A 23,002-nucleotide genomic window follows, 5' to 3' on the forward strand; every position below is an offset into this window, starting at 1 on the left:
TGTTCTCCCGTGGATAACCGAGTCAGGAAGCAGTGCGCGCCGCGCCGTCACCGCCAAGGTAGGCATCGCGGATGCGCGCATCGGCCAGCAGCTCGCGCGCCGGGCCCGAGAGCACGATGCGCCCCGTCTGCAGCACATAGCCGTGGTGCGCGATCTGCAGCGCGAGGCTCGCGTTCTGCTCGACCATGAACACCGACACGCCCTGGCTGTTGATGCGCGCGATGAGTTCCAGCACCTTGTCGACGTACAGCGGCGACAGGCCCATGGTCGGCTCGTCCATGCAGATGAGCTGCGGGCGGCCCATGAGCGCGCGCGCCATTGCCACCATCTGCTGCTCGCCGCCCGAGAGCGTGCCGGCCTGGAACTCGATGCGCTCGGCCACGCGCGGGAACAACTCCAGCATGCGCTCCAGGTCTTCGGCCACGGCCTTGCGGTCGCTGCGTGCGTAGGCGCCCATCAGCAGGTTCTCGCGCACGGTCATTGCGGGAAACAGGCGGCGCGCTTCGGGCACCGAGCCTATGCCGCGGCGGATGATCTGCGGCGTGCTCAGGCCGAGCGTCGACTCTCCGTTGAAATTGACTTCGCCCGAGCGCGGCTTGAGCAGGCCGAGCACGATCTTCATCGTGGTCGACTTGCCGCTCGCGTTGCCGCCGAGCAGGCTGACGATCTGGCCCTTGCGCACTTCGATGTCGAGGTCGAAGTGCGCCTGGACGGGGCCGTAGAAGCTGTTGATCTTCCTGAGCTGAAGCAGCGGTTGCAGCGATCCGCTGGAAGCAGGCGCTGCAGCAGCGCGTTCGGGCAGCCCTTCATCCCCGCCCTCTCCCCAGAGGGGCGAAGGAGAAAGACCGGTGCGCGCGACGGTAGCGATCATGCGGGCACCGCCTCGCCGACATGGCGGTGGCCCAGGTACGCCTCGATCACCGCCGGGTCGTTGCGCACCTCATCGGGCAGGCCTTCGGCGATCTTGCGGCCGTCGTCGAGCACGGCCACGCGGTCGGACAGCTGCATCACCAGGTCGAGCTTGTGCTCGATCAACAGGATGGTCTGGCCACGCGCCTTCAGGCCGCGAATGATCTCCAGCATCTCCGCCGTCTCGCTCTCGTTCATACCGGCAGTGGGCTCGTCGAGCAGCAGCAGTCGCGGCTTGAGCGCAAGAGCCCGTGCGATCTCCACGCGACGCCGATTGGCATAAGAGAGGCTGTATGCGGGATGGTCGACACGCGGCGCGAGACGCTCGCCGAAGAGCGCGATGATTTCTCGCGCCTCTTCGCGCAGCACCTGCTCTTCGCGGCGCACGGCACCGGGCTGCACCAGTGCGAGCGCAAGCTCGGCCAATGCGCCCAGACCCGGCACGCCACCGACGCGCGGTTTCACGGCACGCAGCCGCGTGTGTGCGCCGACCAGCACGTTGTCGAGCACCGAGAGGTTCGCGAACACGCGCCCATGCTGGAAGGTGCGCGCCAGCCCGCGCTGCGCGAGTTGCTGCGCCGGCAGTCCGGTGATGTCCTGCCCTTCGAACAGCACCTGCCCTTCGTCGGGCCTGTCGAGGCCGGTGACCAAATTGAACAGCGTGGTCTTGCCCGCTCCGTTCGGCCCGATCACGCTCAGCAGTTCGCCCTCGCCCACATGCAGGTCGACGGCATCGACGGCCGTGAGTCCGCCGAAGCGGCGCGCAAGGCCGCGTATCTCAAGCAGCGATGGCATCGGCTGCTTTCTTCGCCGCTTGCGCCTTCGAGTTGACCAGCTTCACCTCGGCGCGGATGGTCTGCGGATTGCGCAGGAGGTTGAGGATCGGGCAGTTGCGCTCCACCGCTTCGAACAGCGCGTCGATGTCTTCGCGGCTCGCGGGCGAATCGATGTGCACCGTGTAGCCGATCTCATGCGGCCAGATCGGTGTCTTCTCGTGGCCCGGCTTGCCGCCGCGCGGATCGATGACGCCGGTCACTTCCACTTCGAGGCTTTCGAGCGGCACCTGCCGTTCGGCCGCCTGGATCAGGAAGATGTGCGTGACGCAGGTGCCGAGCACGCCCAGCTGCAGCTCGGGCGAACTGGGGCCGAGGTTGTAGCCCGCGAAGTCCGGCGGACTGTCGCTGATGATCTGGTGCTCGCGAATGCGCAGGCGGCGCACGCCGCTGCGGCCCTCTGCCTTCACGCTGGCCTTCAGTTGCACGGGCTGCGCGGTGCCGGCCTCAACGGCGGCATTGCGTGCCAGCACGGCGGCGCGTTTCTCGGCGAGGTAGTCGTTGAGGTGGCTCATGGTGTGGTGTTCTTTCAGACGGTGCCCAGCAAGCCTTGCGGGCGGAAGCGAATCAAGAGAAGCAGCGCGACGCCGTAGATCAGCATCCGGTACTCGGCCGTCACGCGAAACAGCTCTGGCAGGCTCACAAGCGCGACCGCGCCCAGCAGCGCGCCGCTGATGTTCCCGAGCCCGCCGAGGATCACCATCGTCAGCGCGAGGATCGAGATCTGAGAGCCGAAGGTCTCGTGGTTGATGTACGAGTACATGTGCGCGGTGAAGGCGCCGCTCACGCCCGCTGCAAAGCCGCCGAAGCCGAAGGCCAGCGCCTTGTAGCGGTCGGGGCTCACGCCGTAGGCGCGCGCGGCCACTTCGTCTTCGCGCACCGCGCGGAAGGTGCGGCCCAGGTGCGAACGCAGCAGACGCCATTGCAGCAAAGCCAGCAGCACCATCGCGCCGAACGATGCCCAGTAAACCGCCTCGTTCGACGATGCATCGCGCCCGAACAGCGAGAGCGGCGGAATGCCCGACACACCGATGGGCCCGTGCGTGAGGCTTTCCCAGTTGAGGATGGTGAGCGCCACGATCTCGCCGATGCCGAGCGTGGCAATCGACACATAGTGGCCGCGCAGCCTGAAGGCCGGGAAGATCAGCGCAGTGCCGATCAGCGAAGTGAGGATGCCCGCGAGCACGATGCCCGTGCCCACCGGCAGGTGCAGGTCGAGCACCAGCAGCGACGATGCATACGCGCCGATGGCCAACAGCCCCGCATGGCCCAGCGAGATCTGCCCGATGGTGCCGGCCACCAACGTGAGGCTGAGTGCGAGCGCCCCATAGAGCCACGCGTTGGTGAGCGTCTGCAGCAGGTACGGCGATGGATCGAAGAGCGGCAAAGCCACCGCCGCTGCAAGCAACGCAAGGAGCAGACGCCGCGGCACATGCCACGGCTTGCTCGGCGCAATGAAGGTACCCGTCAGCGGCTCCGGCGGCAACGCACGCTTGCGTCCGAACAGCCCGTTGGGCTTCCACACCAGGATGACCAGCAGCAACGCGAAGGCGAAGAGGTTGCGGTACGGCGTGCCGAGGATCGCCACGCCATAGCTCTCGATCAGCCCCAGCAGCAGGCTGCCGACGATGGCGCCGGGCACGTTGCCCACGCCGCCGACGACAGTGGCCACCACGCCCTTGAGCGTGGCCTGGAAGCTCATCGCCGGGCTGATGTTGTTGTAGTACATGCCCACCAGCAGGCCCGAAAGGCCGCCCAGTGCTGCGGCGATGGCGAACACGGTCTGGTTCACGCGGTCGACGTCCACGCCCATCTGTTGCGCCGCGTCGCGGTCTTGCGCGGTGGCGCGCACGGCCCAGCCGAGTTTCGTGAAACGCAGGAAGCCGAACAGCACGGCCGCGCTCGCGATGCCGATGCCCGCGATCAGGATGTCGAGCGCACCGATGGTGCCGGTGCCGATCTGCAGGCGCCAGTCGGGCAGTTGCGTGGGCAGCGAGCGCGGGTCGGGGCTGAACACCAGCTGCACGAGGATGTCGAGCACGAAGCTGATGCCGATGGTGGCCAGCAGCGGCGCGATGCGTGCCGCACCCTGCAGCGGGCGCAGGCCCACGCGTTCGATCAGCATGCCGAGCGCGCCCGAGCCGAGCACGACCAGCAGGATGGTCACGGGCAGCGGCGTGTGCAGGAAGGTGATCGACGCCCAGCCGATGTACGCGCCCACGGTGTACACCGAGCCGTGCGCGAAGTTGATGAGGTGCGAGACGCCGAAGATCAATGCGAGGCCGACCGCCAGCAACGCATAGATGTTGCCGATGATCAGGCCATTGACGGTGTAGTCGAAGAATGAGGTGAAGCTCATGGTGTCTTGCTCCCTCTCCCGCTTGCGGGAGAGGGTTGGGGTGAGGGTGCGGCGGCCGATGCAAAGGGCTGCTGTCTATCGAAGGCCCCCGCCCTCACCCTAGCCCTCTCCCGCAAGCGGGAGAGGGAACAACGCGAAAAACCGCTCATTTCGTCGAAGCGATGGCCGCCTTCTCGTCGATCTGCGCCCACTTGCCATCCTTCACGACAAGGTTGACGCTCTTCACGCCAATGATCCGGCGCGTCTGCGCATCGAAGCTCGCCTTGCCGAAGATCACGCTGGGCACGTCCTTGATCTTGTAGAACGCGTCGCGCACGGCCTTCCGATCGGCCTTCGGGCCCGCCTGGCGCAGCGCTGCCGCCGCGTACACCACCGCGTCGTAGGCATAGGCGTTGAAGGCGTCGGGCTCCTTGCCGTACTTCGCGCGGAAGCTCTTCACGAAGTCCTGCACCTCGGTGCGCGGCTCCTCTGGATAGAAGGCAGTGTTGGTGTAGATGCCGTTCACCGCACCGCCGCCGAGCTCGATGAACTTCGGCGAATACACCGAGCCCACCGCCGCAATCGGCTGCTTTAGGCCCACGCTGCGCACCTGGCCCGCGATGAGCGCGCCGTCGGGGTAGTACGAGATGAGCACCAGCCCGTCGGGGTTGGCGTCGCGCACGCGCACCAGCGTCGAGCGGAAGTCTTTCTCGTCGGGCTGGTAGCCCTCGGCAATCGCGAGCTGCGCGCCGCGTTCCTGCGCGGCCTTCACGAGCACATCCTTGCTGGTGCGGCCCCAGTCGGTGTTGAGATACAGAACGGCGATGCGCTTGAAGCCCAGCGTCTTCACCGCGAGCTCGGCCAGCAGCGGCTGCGCATCGGCCTGGCTGATGGAGGGGCTCCAGATGAAGTCGCCGCCCTTGGTGAAGTCAGGGTGCGAGTTGGTGAAGCCCAGCTGCACCAGGCCCGCGCGCTGGTAGATGGGCGATGCGGCCATCGAGGCCGGGCTCGAGAAGTCGCCGAGCTCGATGAGCACGCGCTTGTCGTTCACCAGCTTCTGCGCGATGGCCACCGACTGGCGCGGATCGCTCTGGCTGTCCTCGAAGTTGTAGGCCAGCGGCCGGCCATGGATGCCGCCCTGCGCGTTGATGTGTTCGAGGGCGAGATCGAAGCCCGCCTTCCACTGCGCGCCGTATTGCGCGTTCTGCCCGGTGAGCGGCCCGCTCACGCCGAACCACACGGGCTCGCCGGTGGCGGGCGCGGCCCAGGCCGCGATGGGCGCGGCCAGCAAGGCCATGGAGAGAGCGGCCACATGGCGCAGGAAGCGGTGGCGAGTGAGCAGCGGCATGGTGTCGAACCCCGGAGATGAATGAAGGTGCAGGGCAACGATTCTTCGCCTGCGCCCACCGCCCGGGAACGAACAAAAACGGGGAGGCTTATGCGCTTTCCGAGCAAAGGGACAAGCGCCCGTGCGCCCTCAGGCTGCGTTTAAGCTGCGCGCCACATGAAGCGACGACACCTCCTCCACCTGCTGGCCGGCGTGCCTGCCATCACCCTTCTGTCGGCCTGCGGCAAGCGCAAGGCCTCGGCCACCGCGCTGAAATCGAATGCCCACGTGCTGGCCCTCGGCGACAGCCTGACCCATGGCTACGGTGCGCCGCCCGACGCGGCATGGCCCGTGAAACTGGGCGAGCTCACGGGCTGGCAGGTCGAGAACGCGGGCGTCAACGGCGACACATCCGAAGGTGCGCTGCAGCGCCTGCCGGGGCTGCTGAATGGCGCGAGCTACGACGCGATCCTGATCGGCATCGGCGGCAACGACATGCTGCGCGGCGTGTCGGCCGCAGCCACGCGCGACAACCTCGTCGAGCTGATCACCCAGGCGCGTGCGCACACGCCCTACGTCGCCGTGCTGGCCACGCCGGCGCCCGATGCGATGCGCGCGGCCGTTGGTTCGCTCAGCGATGCGCCGTTCTATGAAGAGGTGGCGAAGTCGCAGCAGGCGCTGCTGGTTGCCAATGTGTATTCGAGCGTTCTGTCGGATTCGTCACTGCGCTCAGACCGCATCCATGCCAATGCACGAGGCTATGAAAAGGTCGCGCAGTTGCTGGCGGACCAGCTCAAGGCTGCTGGTTGGCGCTGATCAACCGTTGATCAGATCGACGTAGGCGCCCTGCACCATCTGGTCGGCGCCCACGCCCAGTTGCGCCATGAGCGCATGCGCCTCGGCCACGCCGGCTTCGGCTGGCTCACCTTCTTGCAGCACCACTTCGAGTTCGAGGAATTCTCCGATGCCTTCGACACGGTCGAGATGCACGCGCGTGCGGCCCACGATGAATAACCGGCGCTGCTTGCGAACCCGGCCGGCCTGTCCCCATGCGAGCGTGAGCGATTCGCGCAGCACATCGGGCGTGCTGCAGGGCGTGATCAGGTAGAACGATTCCTTCGGCCCGCTGCTGTTCGCGCGGCGGTAGAAGATCAGCTCCGCGCGGTCGGGCGCGAAGGTGCGCAGCTTGAGGCGGTCGGCGCTGTCGGTGCAGCGGAAGAAGGTGTCGTCCTGAGCGATCTCGATGGGGCCCTGGTCGGCCAGCGTTGCGGCGATGCTTGCGACTCGGTCTACGCTGTCGATGCGGGCCTTGATATCGATGTTTCTTGCCATTTGTGCCTTGGAGGTTTTGTTCGGGGTGCGTGCGAATGACACCGGGTACTCCCCTCCGCGAATGTCCCCCGGCCTGCGGCCTCCTCCTTTATTTCGCTGCGGGGAGCACCCGATGCCATTCGCACATGGGCGCTGCCGTTGTGCTGGCCGATCAACGACTGCTCTGAACGGTCACGTCGATGGGGTGCTCTGTTTCGCGAAATAAAGGAGGAGGCCGCAGGCCGGGGGACATTCGCGAAACAGAGCACCCCGTCGGCGTGATCGCGCCCCGAACTGACCCGTGAGGATCAGGGCGCGTTGCCTTGCGGACCGACAGGCGGCGGCGCAGCGCGACCGCTGGAGCCGGGAGACAACTTGCGGCCAAAGGCCTCGCCCACGTTGCGCACCGGTCGGCTGGCTTTCTCCGACACGTTGTTCACGCCGCGTCGCGTGGCGGTGTCTGCACGGTTGACTCCGCGGCCCGCAGCGTTGGTGCCGCGTTGCACGCTGCCCACGACCTTGCCGCTGCGGGAGGGCGACTTGATGGTGTGGGCGCGTTGTGCCTGGGGCGGGTTGTCGGCGCTCTGGGCTTGTGCACCGGCTGGCAGCCACAGCGCCGCAGCCATCGTCACTGCGAGCGACATGCGAAAGGTATTGATCGGGAATTTCATGGGGCCTCCTTGGTGTTGGTGTCGTCTGCTTCGGCTTCTTCCGCAGCGGCTGCGCGTGCCATGCGCTCGCTCTTCCAGTAGACGTCGTCGCCGCCGTTCATTCGGTTGAGCACGCGTGCAAGCACGAAGAGCAGGTCGCTGAGCCGGTTGAGGTACTGGCGCAAAGCGTCGTTGAGTTCGGCGGTGGCGCCGAGCGCAACCACCGCACGTTCCGCGCGCCTCGCCACCGTACGGCACACATGCGCGAGCGAGGCCGCGCGCGTGCCAGCCGGCAAGATGAATTCGGCCAGGCGCGGCAGAGCAGCGTTGTGCTCAGCCAGCGCGTTGTCGAGCTGCAGCAGCGCATCGGCCTTCAGCAACGTGAAACCGGGCATCGACAACTCGCCGCCAAGGTTGAAGAGCTGGTGCTGCACATCGACCAGCAGCTCGCGAACGGGCTCTGGCATGGGCTCGCACAGCAGCACGCCGATCTGCGAGTTGAGTTCGTCCACATCGCCCATCGCGTGCACGCGCAGGTGGTCTTTGGGCACGCGCGTGTTGTCGCCGAGGCCGGTAGTGCCGTCGTCGCCGGTGCGGGTGGCGATCTGGGAAAGTCGGTTGCCCATGGAGGCTCCTGTTTTTACTGATCGACGGTCGATGCGTCGATCTTGCCCGCGAGCCATTGCAGGCCTGCAAGATGCTGCTGGTCGTGGCTGCAGAGGTAGTGGATGAGACTGCGCATCGTGAGCGGGCCGTAGCCTTCGAACACTGCGGTGCGCGCGAGCTGCGCGTCGCTCAGGCTGGAGATGATTTCCATCGTCTGCACGCGCGCCATGCGGAATTCGGCCAGCACTTTCGCCGCATCGGCGGTGCCGTATGCGCGCTCGATGGCCAGCGGTTCGCTGTCGATGGAGGCGAGCGTCGGGTGCGTCTCCTGCAGCGTGCGGCGAAAGCGCACGTGGTAGCCCTCGATCTCGATATCGCGCACATGGCAAAGCTGCTCGATGGCGGTGAAGGCCTCGCTGGGCACGCCCTCCCACGAGGGCGGCGCCCAATGCCTGAAAGCCGTGGGAATGGCCGCGTAGTGGGCCTCCAGTTGCGACGGGAAGGCCGCGAGAGCGCTGAGGGTCGTGGGGTTCATGTTTTTTCCGAAGCGCATTATGGTGCTCGCTCCGTAAAATGGACGACCACCCTCACCCGCCAGGAGACTCCCGATGAACGCCCCGACCCAAACCTCGCACCTGATGCCGGAGCTTCATCTGCGCGACGTCCCGGCCAGCCTGATCGATGGGCTGAAGGCCCGCTTCGGCGCCAACTGCTCCACCGCCATGGCGGTGCGCACGCAGCACGGGCGCGACGAGTCTTCCTTCGACGCGCCGCCCCCCTCCGCCGTGGTGTTCGCCGAGAGCACACAGGACGTGGCCGATGCGGTGAAGCTCGCGAGCGAGCACAGCGTGCCGGTCATTCCCTTCGGCGTGGGCTCATCGCTCGAAGGCCACCTGCTGGCGGTGCAGGGCGGCATCAGCATCGACGTGTCACGCATGAACAAGGTGCTGTCGATCAATGCCGACGACCTCACGGTGACGGTGCAGCCCGGCGTCACGCGCAAGCAGCTCAACGAAGAGATCAAGAGCACGGGCCTGTTCTTCCCCATCGACCCGGGTGCCGACGCCTCCATCGGCGGCATGACGGCCACGCGCGCCAGTGGCACGAACGCGGTGCGCTACGGCACGATGCGCGAGAACGTTCTGGCGCTCGAGGTGGTCACAGCTGCCGGCGAAGTCATCCGCACCGGCACACGTGCGAAGAAGTCTTCGGCCGGCTATGACCTCACGCGCCTCATGGTGGGCAGCGAAGGCACGCTGGGCGTGGTCACCGAGGTCACGCTGCGCATCTATCCGCTGCCAGAAGCGGTGTCGGCGGCGATCTGCTCGTTCCCGAGCATCGAGGCCGCGGTGCGCACGACCATCGAGACCATCCAGCTCGGCGTGCCGATCGCGCGCGTGGAACTGATCGACGTGAACACGGTGCGCATGGTGAACGCATACGCCAAGCTCAACCTGCGCGAAGAGCCGATGCTGCTGATGGAATTCCACGGCTCGCCCGCCGGCGTGAAGGAACAGGCCGAGACGGTGCAGGAGCTTGCGAGCGGCCACGGCGGCAACGCATTCGAATGGGCCAGCACGCCGGAGGAACGCACGCGCCTGTGGACCGCGCGGCACAACAGCTACTTCGCGGCGGTGCAGTCGCGCCCCGGCTGCCGCGTGATCTCTACCGATACCTGCGTGCCGATCTCGCGGCTGGCCGATTGCCTGCTCGACTCGGTGGCCGAAGCCGATGCGAGCGGCATTCCGTACTTTCTCGTCGGCCACGTTGGCGACGGCAACTTCCACTTCGGCTATCTGCTCGACCCGAACATTCCCGAAGAGCGCGTGAAGGCCGAAGAGTTGAACCACGCGCTGGTGAGCCGTGCGCTGGCGCTCGAAGGCACCTGCACCGGCGAGCACGGCGTGGGGCTGCACAAGATGGACTTCCTGCTCACCGAGGCGGGTGTGGGCGCGATCGACATGATGCGCACGATCAAGCGCGCGCTCGACCCGAAGAACATCATGAACCCGGGCAAGATCTTCAGCCTCTGATCCGTTCGTTCAGGCGTTCAATGAAAAAGCCCGGCGGCTCGCGAGAGCCCCGGGCTTTTTCGATTTGCTTGCGGCGGCTGCCGTGCCGTGCAATCAGTTGGTGGTGTTGCTGCGGCGGCGTGCCGGTGCCTTCTCCGCAGGCACATAGGTCTGCGACGGTGCAGCGCCGCCATCCACACCCAGACGACCGCCACCACCAAGGCCCTGGCCGCGCACCGTCTGCGCCTTGTAGTTGCGCAGCGAACGGACCATCTGGTTGAAGGCATCCATGAAGGCCGCGGCAATCACCTTGCCCTGCGCCGTGTTGGTGTAGCCACCCACGCCGCCGCCGCCGCTGCGACCAGCCAGCGCACCGAAGGCGCCGAAGTCGGTCTTGGAGGCGCTGCCTTCAGCGGCCGCGACCTGCACGCCCGAGCGGTTGTCGATCAGGGTCAGCAGTGCGCTGGCTTCCTTGGTCTGCATGCTGCCGCCCAGGGCAGCGAGGGCTCGGCCACGGCCGCCACCCACCAGGCCGCCGAGCGCGCCGCCGACGCCACCGGCATCGCTGTTGCTGAACACGATCTCGGGTGACAGGCCGTAGTCGGACGCCACCATCTGGCCACGGCCGAAGTTGCTGCCGCCTCGCATTTCACCCGACTGCTGCAGCGCGCGTTCGCGCGTCATGGCGTTCATGCCGGCCGCGCCGCGCTCGACCACGATGAAGCAGTTCGATTGCTGCACCAGCAGGCGCAGCAGGTTGGCCGTGGGCGGCAGGCGGTATTCGCCGGTGAGGATGGTGTACCAGCCAGCACTCTGGTTCTCGATCAGCGAGACCGTGCCGAGCGGCGATTCGCAGCGCTCGAGCTGGCTGCTCGCGTTGTCGGTGGCGCCGCCTGCGGCGCTGCCGGTGGCCATGGTCTTGGCCGACTGGCTGCCCATTTGCATGTCGGTCGTGGCGCAACCGGTGAGGAGAACTGCGCCGACGGCAATGGCCGCGAGCGGGAACTTGGTGAGCTGCATGGTGGACTCCCTCCGTTTGTTCAGAGATCTGGGATTGAAAAAACCAGCGGTCGAGGATACGCGCAAAGGATTGCAGGAATCAATCAAACGAACGCCAGCCCCCGAGTTCACAACACTAGGCCGTTCGGCGGATGCGCTCGATCAATCCGTTGAGTGCTTCGATGGAGCCGAAGTGGATGGCGAGCTCGCCGCTTTCCTCGATGCGGCCGCCGCGCTTGCTGCGCTTCTTGATGCGCACCTCGACCTCGGCGGTGAGCAGGTCGGCGAGTTCTTCTTCCACGCGCTGCAGGTCGCGCGACTTCTCTCCGTCGTTGCCGCGGCGCGAGGGCGTGAGCGTGAACTCGGCCGCGAGCTTCTTTACCAGCGCCTCGGCTTCGCGCACCGACATCTTCTTGGCCGCGATCTGGTTGGCCGCCGTGATCTGCGTGCCACGGTCGAGCGACAGCAGCGCGCGGGCGTGACCCATGTCGATGTCGCCGGCCATCAGCATCTGCTGTGCGGGCTCGGCCAGGTTCAGCAGGCGCAGCAGGTTGCTTGCCGCGCTGCGCGAACGGCCCACGGCCTGGGCCGCTTGTTCGTGAGTGAGCCCAAACTCGTTCACCAGGCGTTGCAGGCCTTGGGCCTCTTCCAGCGGGTTGAGGTCTTCGCGCTGGATGTTCTCGATGAGCGACATCGCCGCGGCGGCCTCGTTGGGCACGTCGCGCACCAGCACCGGCACGCTGTCGAGGCCCGCGAGCCTGGCGGCGCGAAAGCGGCGTTCGCCCGCGATGATTTCGTATTCGGCGTTCTTGGCGGCTGCCGATTCGGCGTCGAGCCGGCGCACCAGGATCGGCTGCATGATGCCCTGCGCCTTGATGCTCTCGGCCAGCTCGTAGAGCGCGCCTTCGTCCATGCGCGTGCGCGGCTGGTAGACGCCGGCCACCATCTGGTCGAGCATCAGCGTCGTCGGGTTCCTCTGTGCGCCGCCCTCTTCCGAGCCCGAATTGCCGCCACTGCCGTTGTTGTCGGCGGAAGGCGCGGCCGTCGGGCCGAGCAGCGCTTCGAGGCCGCGGCCCAGGCCCTTGGGTTTCTTGGTCGCCATCAGTTCTTTTCTTTCGAGATTTCGTTCAGGAGTTTCCGGCCCTCGGGCCAGTCGCCCAGGCCGGATTCGGCATTCAGGTGGCTGCCCGGACCGGCATCGATGAAGCGTGCACCCCAGTCATTGGCGAGCTGCTGCGAGCGCGAGGCTTCGCAGTACGGGTCGTCGTTGGCGGCGATCAGCACCGCCGGGAACGGCAGCGGCTTGCGCACGATCGGCGTCCAGCCGGGAATCAGCTGGCGCAGGTTGTCGCTCTCGACGTCGCCGGGCGCGACCAGCAACGCGCCGCGCACCTTGTGCGTGTTGCGCGAATGCGCGGCCCACGCGGCGACGAGGATGCAGCCAAGACTGTGCGCCGCAAAAGCCACCGGGCCGGGCGAGGCCAGCACTTCTTCTTCGAGCCGGGCGGACCAGTCACCGCGCAGTGGGCGCATCCACTCGTGCTGCTCGACGCGGTGATCGCCGTACACCGACTCCCAGCGGGTTTGCCAATGGCCGGGGCCGCTGTTCTGCCAACCGGGCAGCAGCAAGATGCGCGGAGCTGTCATTTGCTACGAACTTGATAGCGCCTTGCCGAGCAGCGGCAAGCGTCAGGCATTGTTTTCACTGGTGGAGTCGGATGCGGGCGCGGGGGCCATCACGTCATCGGGAATGGGCAGGTCCGGCGCGATGCGCGTGACCGGCGCAATCGGCGGCGCCACCGCGCCCGAAGCAAAGGCGCTCGCGGGCGGCATCTTGTCGACCAGCTCCTGTGCGAAGGCAATGAAAGCCTGGCTGCCGCGGGCGGCCGGGTCGAACACCACGCCCGGCAGTCCGTAGCTCGGCGCCTCGGCCAGCCGCACATTGCGCGGGATCACCGTGTCGAACACCTTGTCGCCGAAGTGGGACTTGAGCTGCTCGCTCACCTGCTGCTGCAGCGTGATGCGCGGATCGAACATCACGCGCAGCAGGCCGATGATCTGCAGGTTCTTGTTGAGGTTGGCGTGCACCTGCTTGATGGTGTTGACCAGATCGGTCAGCCCTTCGAGCGCGAAGTACTCGCACTGCATCGGCACGATCACGCCATGGGCGGCGCACAGGCCGTTGAGTGTCAGCAGGCTCAGGCTCGGCGGGCAGTCGATCAGCACGAAGTCGTACTCGGCGCCGACCGCGGCCAGCGCGGTGCGCAGGCGCTTTTCTCGGCGGTCGAGCGCGACCATTTCGACTTCAGCACCCGCCAGTTCGCGGTTGGCACCCAGCACGTCGTAGCCGCAACCGCCCTCCACCAGCTTGTCGGCCTTGACCCGGGCTTCGGCCACCGAGGCCGATTCGAGCAGCACGTCGTACACCGTCAGCTCCAGCTGGCGCTTGTCGATGCCCGAGCCCATGGTGGCATTGCCCTGCGGGTCGAGGTCGATCATCAGCACGCGCTGGCCGACCTTGGCCAGGCCAGCCGCGAGGTTGACGGTGGTGGTGGTCTTGCCGACGCCGCCCTTTTGGTTGGCAATGCAGAAAATCTTGGCCATGTCAGTACCGGAGGATCGATCAGCGCGAGATTGCGAGCTTGACGCCGAAGGCGATCAAAAAGGTGCCGGCAAGCTTCTCGAGCGTGGCGGAAATACGAGGATTAGCGCGGATGCGCTCGGCCAGGAAGTGCGTGAGCAGCGTCGAGGTCAGGCCGTACAGGAAGGTCAGCGCGGCAATCGTCACAGCCATCGCGCCGAAAGTGACCAGGCCTTGGTGGCGGGCCGGGTCGACGAACAGTGGGAAGAAGGCCATGTAGAACACGATCGCCTTCGGGTTCAGCAGGGTGATGGTGAATGCCTGGCGCAGGAAATGGCTGGGCTTGATGTTGAGGATGGGCGCCGAGCCGGGCTTGGCCAGCAGCATCTTGAGGCCCAGCCACGCCAGGTAGGCGGCGCCCAGCCATTGCACCGCCTTGAAAGCAGCCGGGTATGCGGCCAGCACGGCCGACACGCCAGCCACCGCCGCCCACATCAGGCACTGGTCGCCAATGATCACGCCGGTCGTCGCGGCCAGCCCACCACGGATGCCACCTTTGCTCGTCGAGGTAATCAGCGCCAGATTGCCCGGACCGGGAATCAGAAGGAACAGGACGATGGCGGCGACGAATGCGCCGTAGTCAGCGATGCCGAACATGGGATTTGCCTCGAAAAAGCGAGCCGGGAAAGGGACCAGAGGGAGGCATCGAGTCTAAGCGAGCACACCGCCGCGAAGATCGTTCAGACACCGGCTTTTACCGGTGTCTCCGCTTCTTTTGCAGATTCAGGCGCCGATTTCGGCGGCTTCTTTGCGTGCCCAGACGATGCAACGCTCGGCGTCCAGGCCGGGAACCGTAAGTTGTTCCACGTGAAACACTGCCACGGCCTTCGGCAAGGCGGCGAGTTCGTCGGCCGGCACTTTGCCCTTCATGGCGAGCCAAACGCCACCGGGTGCGAGCAGATTCATCGAGCCGTTGAAGAAATCCGGCAGCGATGCGAAGGCGCGTGAGCTGATGACTTCGTAGCTGCCGACCAGCGATTCGACCCGGGCGTGCAGCCCGCGAAGGTTGGGCAGCTCCAGTTCGGCTGCCACTTGCTGGACGAAAGCCGCCTTCTTGGCGACCGCGTCGAGGCAGCTCACATCGAGATCCGGCCGCATGATGGCGATCACCACACCGGGCAAGCCGCCGCCGGAACCCACGTCCAGCAGCTTGCCCTTCCCTGCCCACTCGCGCTGCAGCGGCGCGACGGCCGCCAGACTGTCGAGCAGGTGATGCGTCAGCACGCTGGCCGGATCACGCAGCGCCGTGAGGTTGTAGACCTTGTTCCACTTGAGCATCAGCGTGCCGTAGGCCAGCAGCTGCTCACCTTGAAGATCGGACAGCGCCACGCCCATGGCGGCTGCGCCCACACGCAGCGTATCGATCGGCGCCGTCATTCCGCAGACTGCGGCTCGGTGGCTGCTTCCGTGGTGGCGGCATCGCGGGCGAAGGCCTTATGGCCGCCCTTGCGCAGATGGATCATCAGTAGGGAGATGGCGGCAGGCGTCACACCGGAGATGCGCGAGGCCAAGCCCAGTGTTTCCGGCCGATGCCTGTCCAGCTTCTGCCGCACCTCGAAGCTCAGCGCCTTGACCTGGCCGTAGTCGAAATCAGCCGGCAGCTTCAGGTTCTCGAAGTGTGCGGCCCGCTCCACCTCGTCGTGCTGGCGCTCGATGTAGCCGGAGTACTTGGCCGAAATCTCGATCTGCTCGATCTCGGTTTCGCTCAGCGCCGTCTGGGCGCCGTACTTGCCGCCGTCCAGCGACATCAGCGTTTCGTAGTTCACGTCGGGCCGGCGCAGCAGGTCGGCCAGGTTGTATTCGTGGTCGATGGCCTTGCCCAACACCCGCTCTGACTCGGCAGCCGGCAGGTTGCGGGGGTTCACCCAGATCGACCTGAGCCGCTCTGTTTCACGTGAAACAGCGTCGCGCTTGCGGCTGAAAGCATCCCAGCGCGCATCGTCTACCAAGCCCAGCTTCCGCCCTGCTTCGGTCAGGCGCATGTCGGCGTTGTCCTCGCGCAGCTGCAGGCGGAACTCCGCGCGGCTGGTGAACATGCGGTACGGCTCGGTCACGCCCTTTGTGATCAGGTCGTCGACCAGCACGCCCAGGTAGGCTTCGTCGCGGCGCGGCAGCCAGGCATCCTCACCACGGCATTGCAGTGCAGCGTTGATGCCGGCGAACAAACCTTGGGCCGCGGCTTCTTCATAGCCGGTCGTGCCGTTGATCTGCCCAGCAAAAAACAGGCCCTTGACCGAGCGGGTCTCGAAGCTGCTCTTGAGCTCGCGCGGATCGAAGTAGTCGTACTCGATGGCGTAGCCTGGCCGCAGGATGTGCGCGTTCTCCAGCCCCGGCATCGATCGCACCAGCTGGTACTGGATGTCGAACGGCAGGCTGGTCGAGATCCCGTTCGGGTAGTACTCGTTGGTCGTCAGACCTTCAGGCTCGAGAAAGATCTGGTGGCTTTCCTTGTCGGCAAAGCGGTTGATCTTGTCTTCCACGCTCGGGCAGTAGCGCGGACCCACGCCGTCGATCTTGCCGGTGAACATCGGGCTGCGGTCGAAACCCGAACGGATGATCTCGTGCGTGCGCGCATTGGTGTGGGTGATCCAGCAAGGCATCTGCTGCGGATGCATGTCCGCACGGCCCATGAAGCTGAACACCGGCATCGGCCCTGCCCCACCGGGCATGCCGTCGCCGGGTTGTTCGGTGCACTTCGAAAAATCGATGCTGCGGCCGTCGAGCCGTGGCGGCGTGCCGGTCTTGAGCCGGCCTTGCGGCAGCTTCAGTTCCTTGAGCCGTGCCGACAGGCTGATTGCCGGCGGATCACCCGCGCGTCCAGCCTGGTAGTTGTCGAGGCCGACGTGGATACGGCCATCGAGAAAAGTACCCGCCGTCAACACCACGGTGCGCGCACGAAATGCGATGCCAACCTGTGTGACGGCACCGACCACGCGATCGCCCTCCACCATCAGGTCGTCGACGGCTTGCTGGAACAGGCTCAGATTCGGCTGGTTCTCCAGCCGATGACGAATGGCGGCCTTGTACAGAATCCGATCGGCCTGCGCGCGGGTGGCGCGCACGGCCGGGCCCTTGCTCGAATTGAGAATACGGAACTGGATGCCGGCCTCATCGGTGGCAATCGCCATCGCACCGCCGAGCGCATCGACCTCCTTCACCAGATGGCCCTTGCCGATACCGCCGATCGACGGGTTGCAGCTCATCTGCCCCAGCGTCTCGATGTTGTGGGAGAGCAGCAGCGTCTTGGCGCCCATGCGCGCAGCGGCGAGCGCGGCTTCGGTGCCGGCATGGCCACCGCCGACGACGATCACGTCGAATTCTTCGGGGTACAGCATTTGAAATGGGGAGCGCACAACTGACGCGTGCGCGGCGCAAAAGGGGCACTGATTTTAATCGTCCAGGCCGATCTGCGCCCTTTTTGTGGACAAGCTAGAGGGTCATGCCAAATTACCCGCCAAAGCCTGCGGAATCTCGATAGTTTGCTATATATTTTATAGCAAACTATCCGCTCAGCCCGTCGCTTCGGCCACTTGCACCACCGGCACGGGCTTCTCGATGCCGACCAGCGCGCCAGTCGGTGGCGGCGCCTTCGACGGTGTCAGGCTTTCATCCTGCACTTCGCGAACAACGAGCTTCTTGTCCGTCATGCGCACGTTGCCGAAGATTGTGCAGAAGGCCACGTCCTTCGCGTCGCGCCCCGTGCCCACGCGCACCACCCGGTCGACCGGCGCCATGCGCGTCGGATCGAACAGCACCCACTGCCCACCGAGCCAGGCTTCGAACACGGCGTGGAAATCCTGCGGCGGTTCGTCGAACCACACATAGCCCACCACCAGCCGCGCCGGAATGTTGAGCGCGCGGCAGAAGGTGATGCCGAGGTGCGCGAAGTCACGGCACACGCCCGCGCGTTCCACGAAAACTTCGCGCGCCGTCGTGGTCGAGTTGCTGCTGCCTGGCTCGTAGGCGATGCTGTCGTGGATCCAGTCGACGATGGCCTGCACACGGCCAATGCCGGGCGGCAAGTCGCCGAAGAGCTGCTGCGCGCAGCGCGACATCAGGTCCGACTCGCAGTAGCGCGTCGGCATCATGTAGTGCAGCACCTCGTCGGGCACTTCGCTGACCGGCACCTCTCGCAGGTCGGTCGGCACCACCACATGCGCGCGCTGCACGCTGGCCTTGTAGCGAATCTTCAATGGCCCGGGCTTCGCGTCGAAACGGATGAAGCGGTTGCCGCTCCCCTCGTCGCAGAACACTTGCATCTCGGTCGGCGGCTCGATCGTCAACTCCTCGCTGACGACGGCTTGCGCACCCGAGCGCGCCGCCTCGATGTTGAGCAGCATGTGGGCCGGCGCGACGACCTCGTAGTCGAGCTGCGCATCGACGTGGGAGATGTGCATCAGTCGAGCGCCTTCTTCACCGCGCCCACGCCAAGCGCGGCCAGCACCACGAACAGCACAGCCAGCACCAGGAACAGGCCGAACAGCAGCTTGGCAATACCGGCAGCACCGGCCGCCACGCCGCCAAAGCCGAGCAGGCCGGCCACGAGAGAAATGACCGCAAAAATGATCGCGTACTTCAACATCGGATACTCCTTGCAGCAGGCCCTGCCCACCGTGCGACGCAGCTTAGGAAGCGACCGCCCCGCGCCCGATAGTCGCCTCGCGCGTGCGACCGTAGGACAAAAACGCGAGGCAGCCAAACCCGCTAGCATCCGCTGCGGTCTCCCACAACAATCAATCAACCTCGTCATCCATTGGAGTTTTTCGAATGAAGCTGTATTACTCGCCCGGCGCCTGTTCGCTCTCGCCCCACATCGCGCTGCACGAAGCAGGCATTGCCGTCGAACCCGTGCTGGCCAGTACCAAGAGCCACAAGCTGCAGGACGGCACCGACTACTACGGCATCAACCCGCTGGGCTACGTGCCGATGCTCGAGCTCGACGACGGCACCCGCCTGCGCGAAGGCCCGGCCATCCTGCAGTACATCGCCGACCTCGCCCCCACCAAGAACCTCGCGCCCGCAGCCGGCACCCTGCAGCGCTACCGCCTGCAGGAGTGGCTGACCTTCATCGGCACCGAAGTGCACAAGGGCTTCAGCCCGCTGTTCAACCCGAACATGCCCGAAGAAGCCAAGACCATCTTCAAGGACAAGCTCAAGTCGCGCTTCCAGTGGCTCGACGGCGAGCTGGCCAACAAGCAATACCTGATGGGCGACCACTTCAGCGTGGCCGACGGCTACCTGTTCACCGTCACCAACTGGACCAAGCCCACGGGCGTGGACATTTCCGACTTCCCCAACCTGCAGGCCTGGCACGCACGCGTTGGCGCCCGCCCCGCCGTGCAGGACGCAATGAAGGCTGAAGGCCTGCTGAAGTAAGCCGAAGCACGCGAAAGCGTGCAGAAGCATTGAAGCGGCCGGATGCCCTCTAGGGGAAAACCCGGACCGCTTCAGCCACAAGCCGCACGATGCGGCTTTTTTTTCGGGTCACGCTACGGGCAGAACTTCAGACGACCGAAGAAGGAACCCGCGCCATGCCCGAAACCCCTCCCCCCGTCGAACTGCGCGAAGAGATGCGCGGGCCCGTCATGTGGCTCACCATCGACCGCGAAGAGCGCCGCAACGCCATCAACGGCGCAGTGCTCGCGGGCCTGAGCGACGCACTGGCCCGTGCCAACAGCGACACCGCCGTGCGCGCCGTGGTCATCACCGGCGCCGGCACGCGCGCCTTCTGCGCCGGCGCCGACCTGCAAAGCGGCACCTCCTTCAAGTTCGACTACGCCGCGCCCTACCAGGGCTTCGCCAACCTGTTCCGCCAGGCCCGGCAATCGACCGTGCCGCTCATCGCGCGCGTCAACGGCGCATGCATGGCCGGCGGCATGGGGATCATGGCGATGTGCGACATGGCCGTGGCCAGCAGCCAGGCCGTGTTCGGCCTGCCCGAGGTAAAGGTCGGCCTCTTTCCCGCACAGGTGCTCAGCGTGCTCGGCGGCCTGCTGCCACGCCGCGTGCTGGCCGAGATGTGCATCACCGGTGAACCCATCACCGCCGCGCAGGCGCTCGAACTGAATCTCGTCAACCGCGTGAGCGACGACGTCGACGAAAGCGTCGCCTGGCTGCTCGGCCGCATGCTCGACAAGTCGCCCGCCGCCATCCGCCGCGGCCTCTACACAATGAAGAAGATCGAGGCGATGGCCTTCGAGGAATCGATGGCGTTCACCGAAAGCCAGATCGGCCTGTTCGCACTCACCGAAGACGCCGCCGAAGGACAACTCGCCTTCCGCGAGAAGCGCAAGCCGCAATGGAGTGGCCGATGAGCAGCAGCAGCAACAACAACGAACGCATCGTCCGCATCGGCGGCGCATCGGGCTTCTGGGGCGACAGCAGCGTGGGCGCACCGCAGCTCGTGGGCAGCGGGCAGATCGACTACCTCGTGTTCGACTACCTCGCCGAGCTCACCATGTCGATCCTCGCCGGCGCACGGCTCAAGAAGCCCGAGCTGGGCTACGCGACCGATTTCGTGTCGGTGGCGATGAAAGCCGTGCTGACGGACGTCGTGAAACAAGGCATCCGCGTGGTGAGCAACGCAGGCGGCGTCAACCCGCAAGGCTGCGCCGACGCACTCGCCGCGCTGGCCGCCGAGCAGGGCGTTGCATTGAAGATCGCCGTGGTGAGCGGCGACGACGTGTCCCCGCTGCTGCCGCAACTACGCCAGGCGCAACCACCCGTGCGCGAACTGCAAAGCGGCGCCCCGCTGCCCGAACGCGTGCTCACCGCCAATGCGTATCTCGGCGCACGGCCGATACAGGCCGCGCTCGATGCGGGTGCGCAGGTCGTCATCACCGGCCGCTGTGTCGACTCCGCCGTCACGCTCGGCGTGCTCATGCACGAATTCAAGTGGCAGCCGGGCGACTACGACCTGCTGGCCGCCGGCAGCCTCGCGGGCCACATCATCGAATGCGGCTGCCAGGCCACCGGCGGCCTGCACACCGACTGGGACACCGTGCCCGACTGGCCGAACATCGGCTACCCCATCGTCGAGTGCAGCGCCGATGGCAGCTTCGTCGTCACCAAGCCCGCGGGCACCGGCGGCAAGCTCACGCCTGCCGTGGTGGGCGAGCAGATGCTCTACGAGATCGGCGACCCCGCGGCCTACCTGCTGCCCGACGTGGTGGCCGACTTCACGCAAGTGCGCATCGAACAGGCCGGCGAGCACCGCGTGCGGGTGCATGGCGCACGCGGCCATGGGCCAACGGCGAGCTACAAGGTCAGCGCCACGTATGTCGACGGCTTCAAGACGGCGGCGCAGCTCACCATCGTGGGCTTCGATGCGGTGGCCAAGGCTAAGCGCACGGGCGAGGCGATCCTCGCGCGCACGGGAGCGCTGTTCTCGCAATACGGCTTCGGGCCGTACAGCGGCACGCAGCTCGAAGTGCTGGGCGCGGAGTCTTGCTACGGCCCGCACGCACAGGCATTGCAGACGCGCGAAGCGGTGCTGCGGCTCGCGGTGACGCATCCGCGCAAGGAAGCGCTGGAGCTGTTCGCACGCGAGGTCGCACCGGCAGGCACATCGTGGGCGCCAGGCACCACGGGTGCGGGTGGTGGGCGCGCCTCGGTGTCGCCGTCGATCCGGCAGTACGCGTTCCTGCTCGACAAGTCGAAGGTCGAGGCCACGGTGGCCATCGATGGAGAACGCGTCGATGTTCCGCGCAGCGAGGTTTCCGCATCAGCTCCCATTCCATCGCCTGCCAGAGCCCCGGAAACGCATGAAGCACCCGTCGCCCTCGACGTCATCGAGGTGCCTCTCATACGCCTTGCCTGGGCTCGCAGCGGCGACAAGGGCGACACCTCGAACATCGGCATCATCGCGCGCCACCCTGCCCTGCTGCCGCTGCTGCGCGAACAGCTCACCGAAGCGCGCGTGGCCGAATGGCTCGCGCATCTGGTCAAGGGCCGCGTCACGCGCTATGAGGTGCCGGGCATCGACGCCTTCAATTTCGTCTGCGAGCAGGCGCTGGGCGGCGGCGGCATGGCCTCGCTGCGCAACGACCCCCTTGGCAAGGGCATGGGGCAGATCCTGCTGGCCATGCCCCTGCGCGTGAGCCCGGCGCTGCTGGCGTTGCTTGCCTAGCACCAATCGGGACAACCGTGCGACAGCAGGGTTGAGGCCGGGCGCTTAGCCTTGCGCCTCTTTCAACTCTGCTTTCGATCGCACGATGTCCACCCTTTTCGACCCCGTACAGGCCGGCGACCTGAAGCTCGCCAACCGCATCGTGATGGCGCCGCTCACGCGCAACCGTTCGCCGAACGCGATCCCGCCCGACATCGCCGCCACCTACTACGCCCAGCGCGCCAGTGCCGGCCTGCTGATCACCGAGGCCACCGCCATCAGCCACCAGGGCCAGGGCTATGCCGACGTGCCCGGCCTCTACGGCACCGAGCAGCTCGACGCCTGGAAGCGCGTGACCGACGCCGTGCATGCCAAGGGCGGCAAGATCGTCGTGCAGCTGTGGCACGTGGGCCGCGTCTCGCACACCGAACTGCAACCCGGTGGCGGCAAGCCCGTCGCCCCCTCGGCCATCACCGCCAAGACCAAGACCGTGCTCATCAAGGACGGCGTGCCGACCTTCGTCGAAACCTCCGAGCCGCGCGCGCTCGACGCTGGTGAACTGCCCGGCATCGTGCACGCCTACGCGGTGGCCGCCCGCAGCGCTGTCGAAACTGCAGGCTTCGACGGCGTGGAACTGCACGGCGCCAACGGCTACCTGCTCGACCAGTTCCTGAAGGATGGCAGCAACAAGCGCACCGACGACTACGGCGGCAGCATCGAGAACCGCGCCCGCCTGCTGCTCGAATCCGCGCGCGCCGTGGTCGATGCCGTCGGCGGCGGCAAGACCGGCATCCGCCTGTCACCCGTGACGCCGGCCAACGACGTGCACGACAGCAACCCGCAGCCGCTGTTCACCTACGTGGTGAAGCAGCTCGCCACGCTCAACCTCGCCTACATCCACATCATCGAAGGCGCCACCGGTGGCCCGCGCGAGATCGAAGACCGGCCCTTCGACTACGAAGCGCTGAAGGCCGCCTACCGCGAAGCCGGCGGCAAGGGTGCATGGATGGTCAACAATGGCTACGACCGCCCGCTGGCCGAAGAAGCGCTGAAGGAAGGCGACGACCTCGTGGCCTTCGGCAAGCCCTTCATCTCGAACCCCGACCTCGTGCGCCGCCTGCGCGAGAACGCACCGCTCAACGAGCTCGACAAGGCCACCATGTACGGCGGCGGCGCGAAGGGCTACACCGACTACCCCGCACTGGCGTAATCCGGAGAAGGCCATGGCAAGATGCGGCGGACGCTTTGTGTCCGCCCCAGGAGAGAAAT

Annotated in this window: 24 protein-coding genes; 6 read left to right on the forward strand and 18 right to left on the reverse strand. The window is 66.3% G+C overall.

The window, feature by feature from the left end:
• Positions 1-22: 22 nt before the first annotated feature.
• The 5 genes from NWF24_RS31910 to NWF24_RS31930 form a co-directional block, all read right to left on the reverse strand.
• On the reverse strand, positions 23-871 hold the full coding sequence (locus NWF24_RS31910) for an ABC transporter ATP-binding protein (protein ID WP_258352021.1): 849 nt from the start codon (positions 869-871) through the stop codon (positions 23-25).
• Complete coding sequence (locus NWF24_RS31915) at positions 868-1,704, reverse strand: ABC transporter ATP-binding protein (protein WP_258352022.1); 837 nt, start codon at positions 1,702-1,704, stop codon at positions 868-870. Before NWF24_RS31915 ends, NWF24_RS31910 begins: the two co-directional genes overlap by 4 nt.
• Positions 1,688-2,257, reverse strand: coding sequence for an OsmC family protein (locus tag NWF24_RS31920; RefSeq protein ID WP_258352023.1), 570 nt, complete (start codon positions 2,255-2,257; stop codon positions 1,688-1,690). The genes NWF24_RS31915 and NWF24_RS31920 overlap by 17 nt, the downstream gene beginning before the upstream one ends.
• A gap of 14 nt (positions 2,258-2,271) precedes the next feature.
• Positions 2,272-4,101: an ABC transporter permease gene (locus NWF24_RS31925; RefSeq protein WP_258352024.1), complete on the reverse strand. Its 1,830-nt coding sequence runs from the start codon at positions 4,099-4,101 to the stop codon at positions 2,272-2,274.
• Positions 4,102-4,246: 145 nt separating this feature from the next.
• On the reverse strand, positions 4,247-5,428 hold the full coding sequence (locus NWF24_RS31930) for an ABC transporter substrate-binding protein (protein ID WP_258352025.1): 1,182 nt from the start codon (positions 5,426-5,428) through the stop codon (positions 4,247-4,249).
• Positions 5,429-5,584: 156 nt separating this feature from the next.
• Between NWF24_RS31930 and NWF24_RS31935 the strand changes: the two genes are divergently transcribed.
• Positions 5,585-6,223, forward strand: coding sequence for a GDSL-type esterase/lipase family protein (locus tag NWF24_RS31935; protein ID WP_258352026.1), 639 nt, complete (start codon positions 5,585-5,587; stop codon positions 6,221-6,223).
• On the opposite strand, the gene NWF24_RS31940 is transcribed toward NWF24_RS31935, so the two are convergent.
• The 4 genes from NWF24_RS31940 to NWF24_RS31955 all read right to left on the reverse strand — a co-directional run bounded on the left by NWF24_RS31940 (position 6,224) and on the right by NWF24_RS31955 (position 8,509).
• A complete protein-coding gene (locus NWF24_RS31940; RefSeq protein WP_258352027.1) occupies positions 6,224-6,739 on the reverse strand; it encodes a class IV adenylate cyclase in 516 nt (171 codons plus the stop codon).
• A 287-nt stretch (positions 6,740-7,026) separates the two neighbouring features.
• Positions 7,027-7,389, reverse strand: coding sequence for a hypothetical protein (locus NWF24_RS31945; protein WP_258352028.1), 363 nt, complete (start codon positions 7,387-7,389; stop codon positions 7,027-7,029).
• On the reverse strand, positions 7,386-7,994 hold the full coding sequence (locus tag NWF24_RS31950; protein ID WP_258352029.1) for a cob(I)yrinic acid a,c-diamide adenosyltransferase: 609 nt from the start codon (positions 7,992-7,994) through the stop codon (positions 7,386-7,388). Before NWF24_RS31950 ends, NWF24_RS31945 begins: the two co-directional genes overlap by 4 nt.
• A 14-nt stretch (positions 7,995-8,008) precedes the next feature.
• A complete protein-coding gene (locus NWF24_RS31955; RefSeq protein WP_258352030.1) occupies positions 8,009-8,509 on the reverse strand; it encodes a DinB family protein in 501 nt (166 codons plus the stop codon).
• 73 nt (positions 8,510-8,582) lie between these two features.
• On the opposite strand from NWF24_RS31955, the gene NWF24_RS31960 reads away from it, so the two are divergent.
• The gene (locus tag NWF24_RS31960) at positions 8,583-10,007 is read left to right on the forward strand and encodes an FAD-binding oxidoreductase (protein ID WP_258352031.1); all 1,425 of its coding nucleotides are present in this window, start codon (positions 8,583-8,585) and stop codon (positions 10,005-10,007) included.
• A gap of 93 nt (positions 10,008-10,100) precedes the next feature.
• On the opposite strand, the gene NWF24_RS31965 is transcribed toward NWF24_RS31960, so the two are convergent.
• From NWF24_RS31965 to NWF24_RS32005, 9 genes are all read right to left on the reverse strand, one after another.
• Positions 10,101-11,006 (reverse strand): CsgG/HfaB family protein, encoded by a 906-nt coding sequence (locus NWF24_RS31965; protein WP_258352032.1) that lies wholly within the window; start codon positions 11,004-11,006, stop codon positions 10,101-10,103.
• A 115-nt stretch (positions 11,007-11,121) separates the two neighbouring features.
• Positions 11,122-12,087: a ParB/RepB/Spo0J family partition protein gene (locus NWF24_RS31970; protein ID WP_258352033.1), complete on the reverse strand. Its 966-nt coding sequence runs from the start codon at positions 12,085-12,087 to the stop codon at positions 11,122-11,124.
• A complete protein-coding gene (locus NWF24_RS31975; protein WP_258352034.1) occupies positions 12,087-12,632 on the reverse strand; it encodes an RBBP9/YdeN family alpha/beta hydrolase in 546 nt (181 codons plus the stop codon). Before NWF24_RS31975 ends, NWF24_RS31970 begins: the two co-directional genes overlap by 1 nt.
• A gap of 42 nt (positions 12,633-12,674) precedes the next feature.
• Positions 12,675-13,589, reverse strand: coding sequence for a ParA family protein (locus NWF24_RS31980; RefSeq protein WP_093057108.1), 915 nt, complete (start codon positions 13,587-13,589; stop codon positions 12,675-12,677).
• Positions 13,590-13,608: 19 nt separating this feature from the next.
• On the reverse strand, positions 13,609-14,223 hold the full coding sequence (locus tag NWF24_RS31985) for a LysE family transporter (RefSeq protein ID WP_258352035.1): 615 nt from the start codon (positions 14,221-14,223) through the stop codon (positions 13,609-13,611).
• Positions 14,224-14,349: 126 nt separating this feature from the next.
• The gene (rsmG, locus tag NWF24_RS31990; protein WP_258352036.1) at positions 14,350-15,003 is read right to left on the reverse strand and encodes a 16S rRNA (guanine(527)-N(7))-methyltransferase RsmG; all 654 of its coding nucleotides are present in this window, start codon (positions 15,001-15,003) and stop codon (positions 14,350-14,352) included.
• On the reverse strand, positions 15,000-16,961 hold the full coding sequence (gene mnmG / locus NWF24_RS31995; protein WP_258352037.1) for a tRNA uridine-5-carboxymethylaminomethyl(34) synthesis enzyme MnmG: 1,962 nt from the start codon (positions 16,959-16,961) through the stop codon (positions 15,000-15,002). The genes rsmG and mnmG overlap by 4 nt, the downstream gene beginning before the upstream one ends.
• 174 nt (positions 16,962-17,135) lie before the next feature.
• On the reverse strand, positions 17,136-18,023 hold the full coding sequence (locus tag NWF24_RS32000) for a transglutaminase-like domain-containing protein (RefSeq protein ID WP_258352038.1): 888 nt from the start codon (positions 18,021-18,023) through the stop codon (positions 17,136-17,138).
• On the reverse strand, positions 18,023-18,208 hold the full coding sequence (locus NWF24_RS32005; RefSeq protein ID WP_013538518.1) for a DUF1328 family protein: 186 nt from the start codon (positions 18,206-18,208) through the stop codon (positions 18,023-18,025). Before NWF24_RS32005 ends, NWF24_RS32000 begins: the two co-directional genes overlap by 1 nt.
• A 185-nt stretch (positions 18,209-18,393) precedes the next feature.
• Here NWF24_RS32005 and gstA point away from each other — a divergent pair, with 185 nt between their 5' ends.
• From gstA to NWF24_RS32025, 4 genes are all read left to right on the forward strand, one after another.
• Positions 18,394-19,002, forward strand: coding sequence for a glutathione transferase GstA (gene gstA, locus NWF24_RS32010; protein WP_258352039.1), 609 nt, complete (start codon positions 18,394-18,396; stop codon positions 19,000-19,002).
• 155 nt (positions 19,003-19,157) lie between these two features.
• The gene (locus tag NWF24_RS32015) at positions 19,158-19,940 is read left to right on the forward strand and encodes an enoyl-CoA hydratase/isomerase family protein (protein WP_258352040.1); all 783 of its coding nucleotides are present in this window, start codon (positions 19,158-19,160) and stop codon (positions 19,938-19,940) included.
• On the forward strand, positions 19,937-21,754 hold the full coding sequence (locus NWF24_RS32020) for an acyclic terpene utilization AtuA family protein (RefSeq protein WP_258352041.1): 1,818 nt from the start codon (positions 19,937-19,939) through the stop codon (positions 21,752-21,754). Before NWF24_RS32015 ends, NWF24_RS32020 begins: the two co-directional genes overlap by 4 nt.
• Before the next feature lie 85 nt (positions 21,755-21,839).
• Positions 21,840-22,943, forward strand: coding sequence for an alkene reductase (locus NWF24_RS32025; RefSeq protein ID WP_258352042.1), 1,104 nt, complete (start codon positions 21,840-21,842; stop codon positions 22,941-22,943).
• Positions 22,944-23,002 lie beyond the last annotated feature (59 nt).

This window comes from Variovorax paradoxus, from assembly GCF_024734665.1.
Taxonomy (GTDB): domain Bacteria; phylum Pseudomonadota; class Gammaproteobacteria; order Burkholderiales; family Burkholderiaceae_C; genus Variovorax.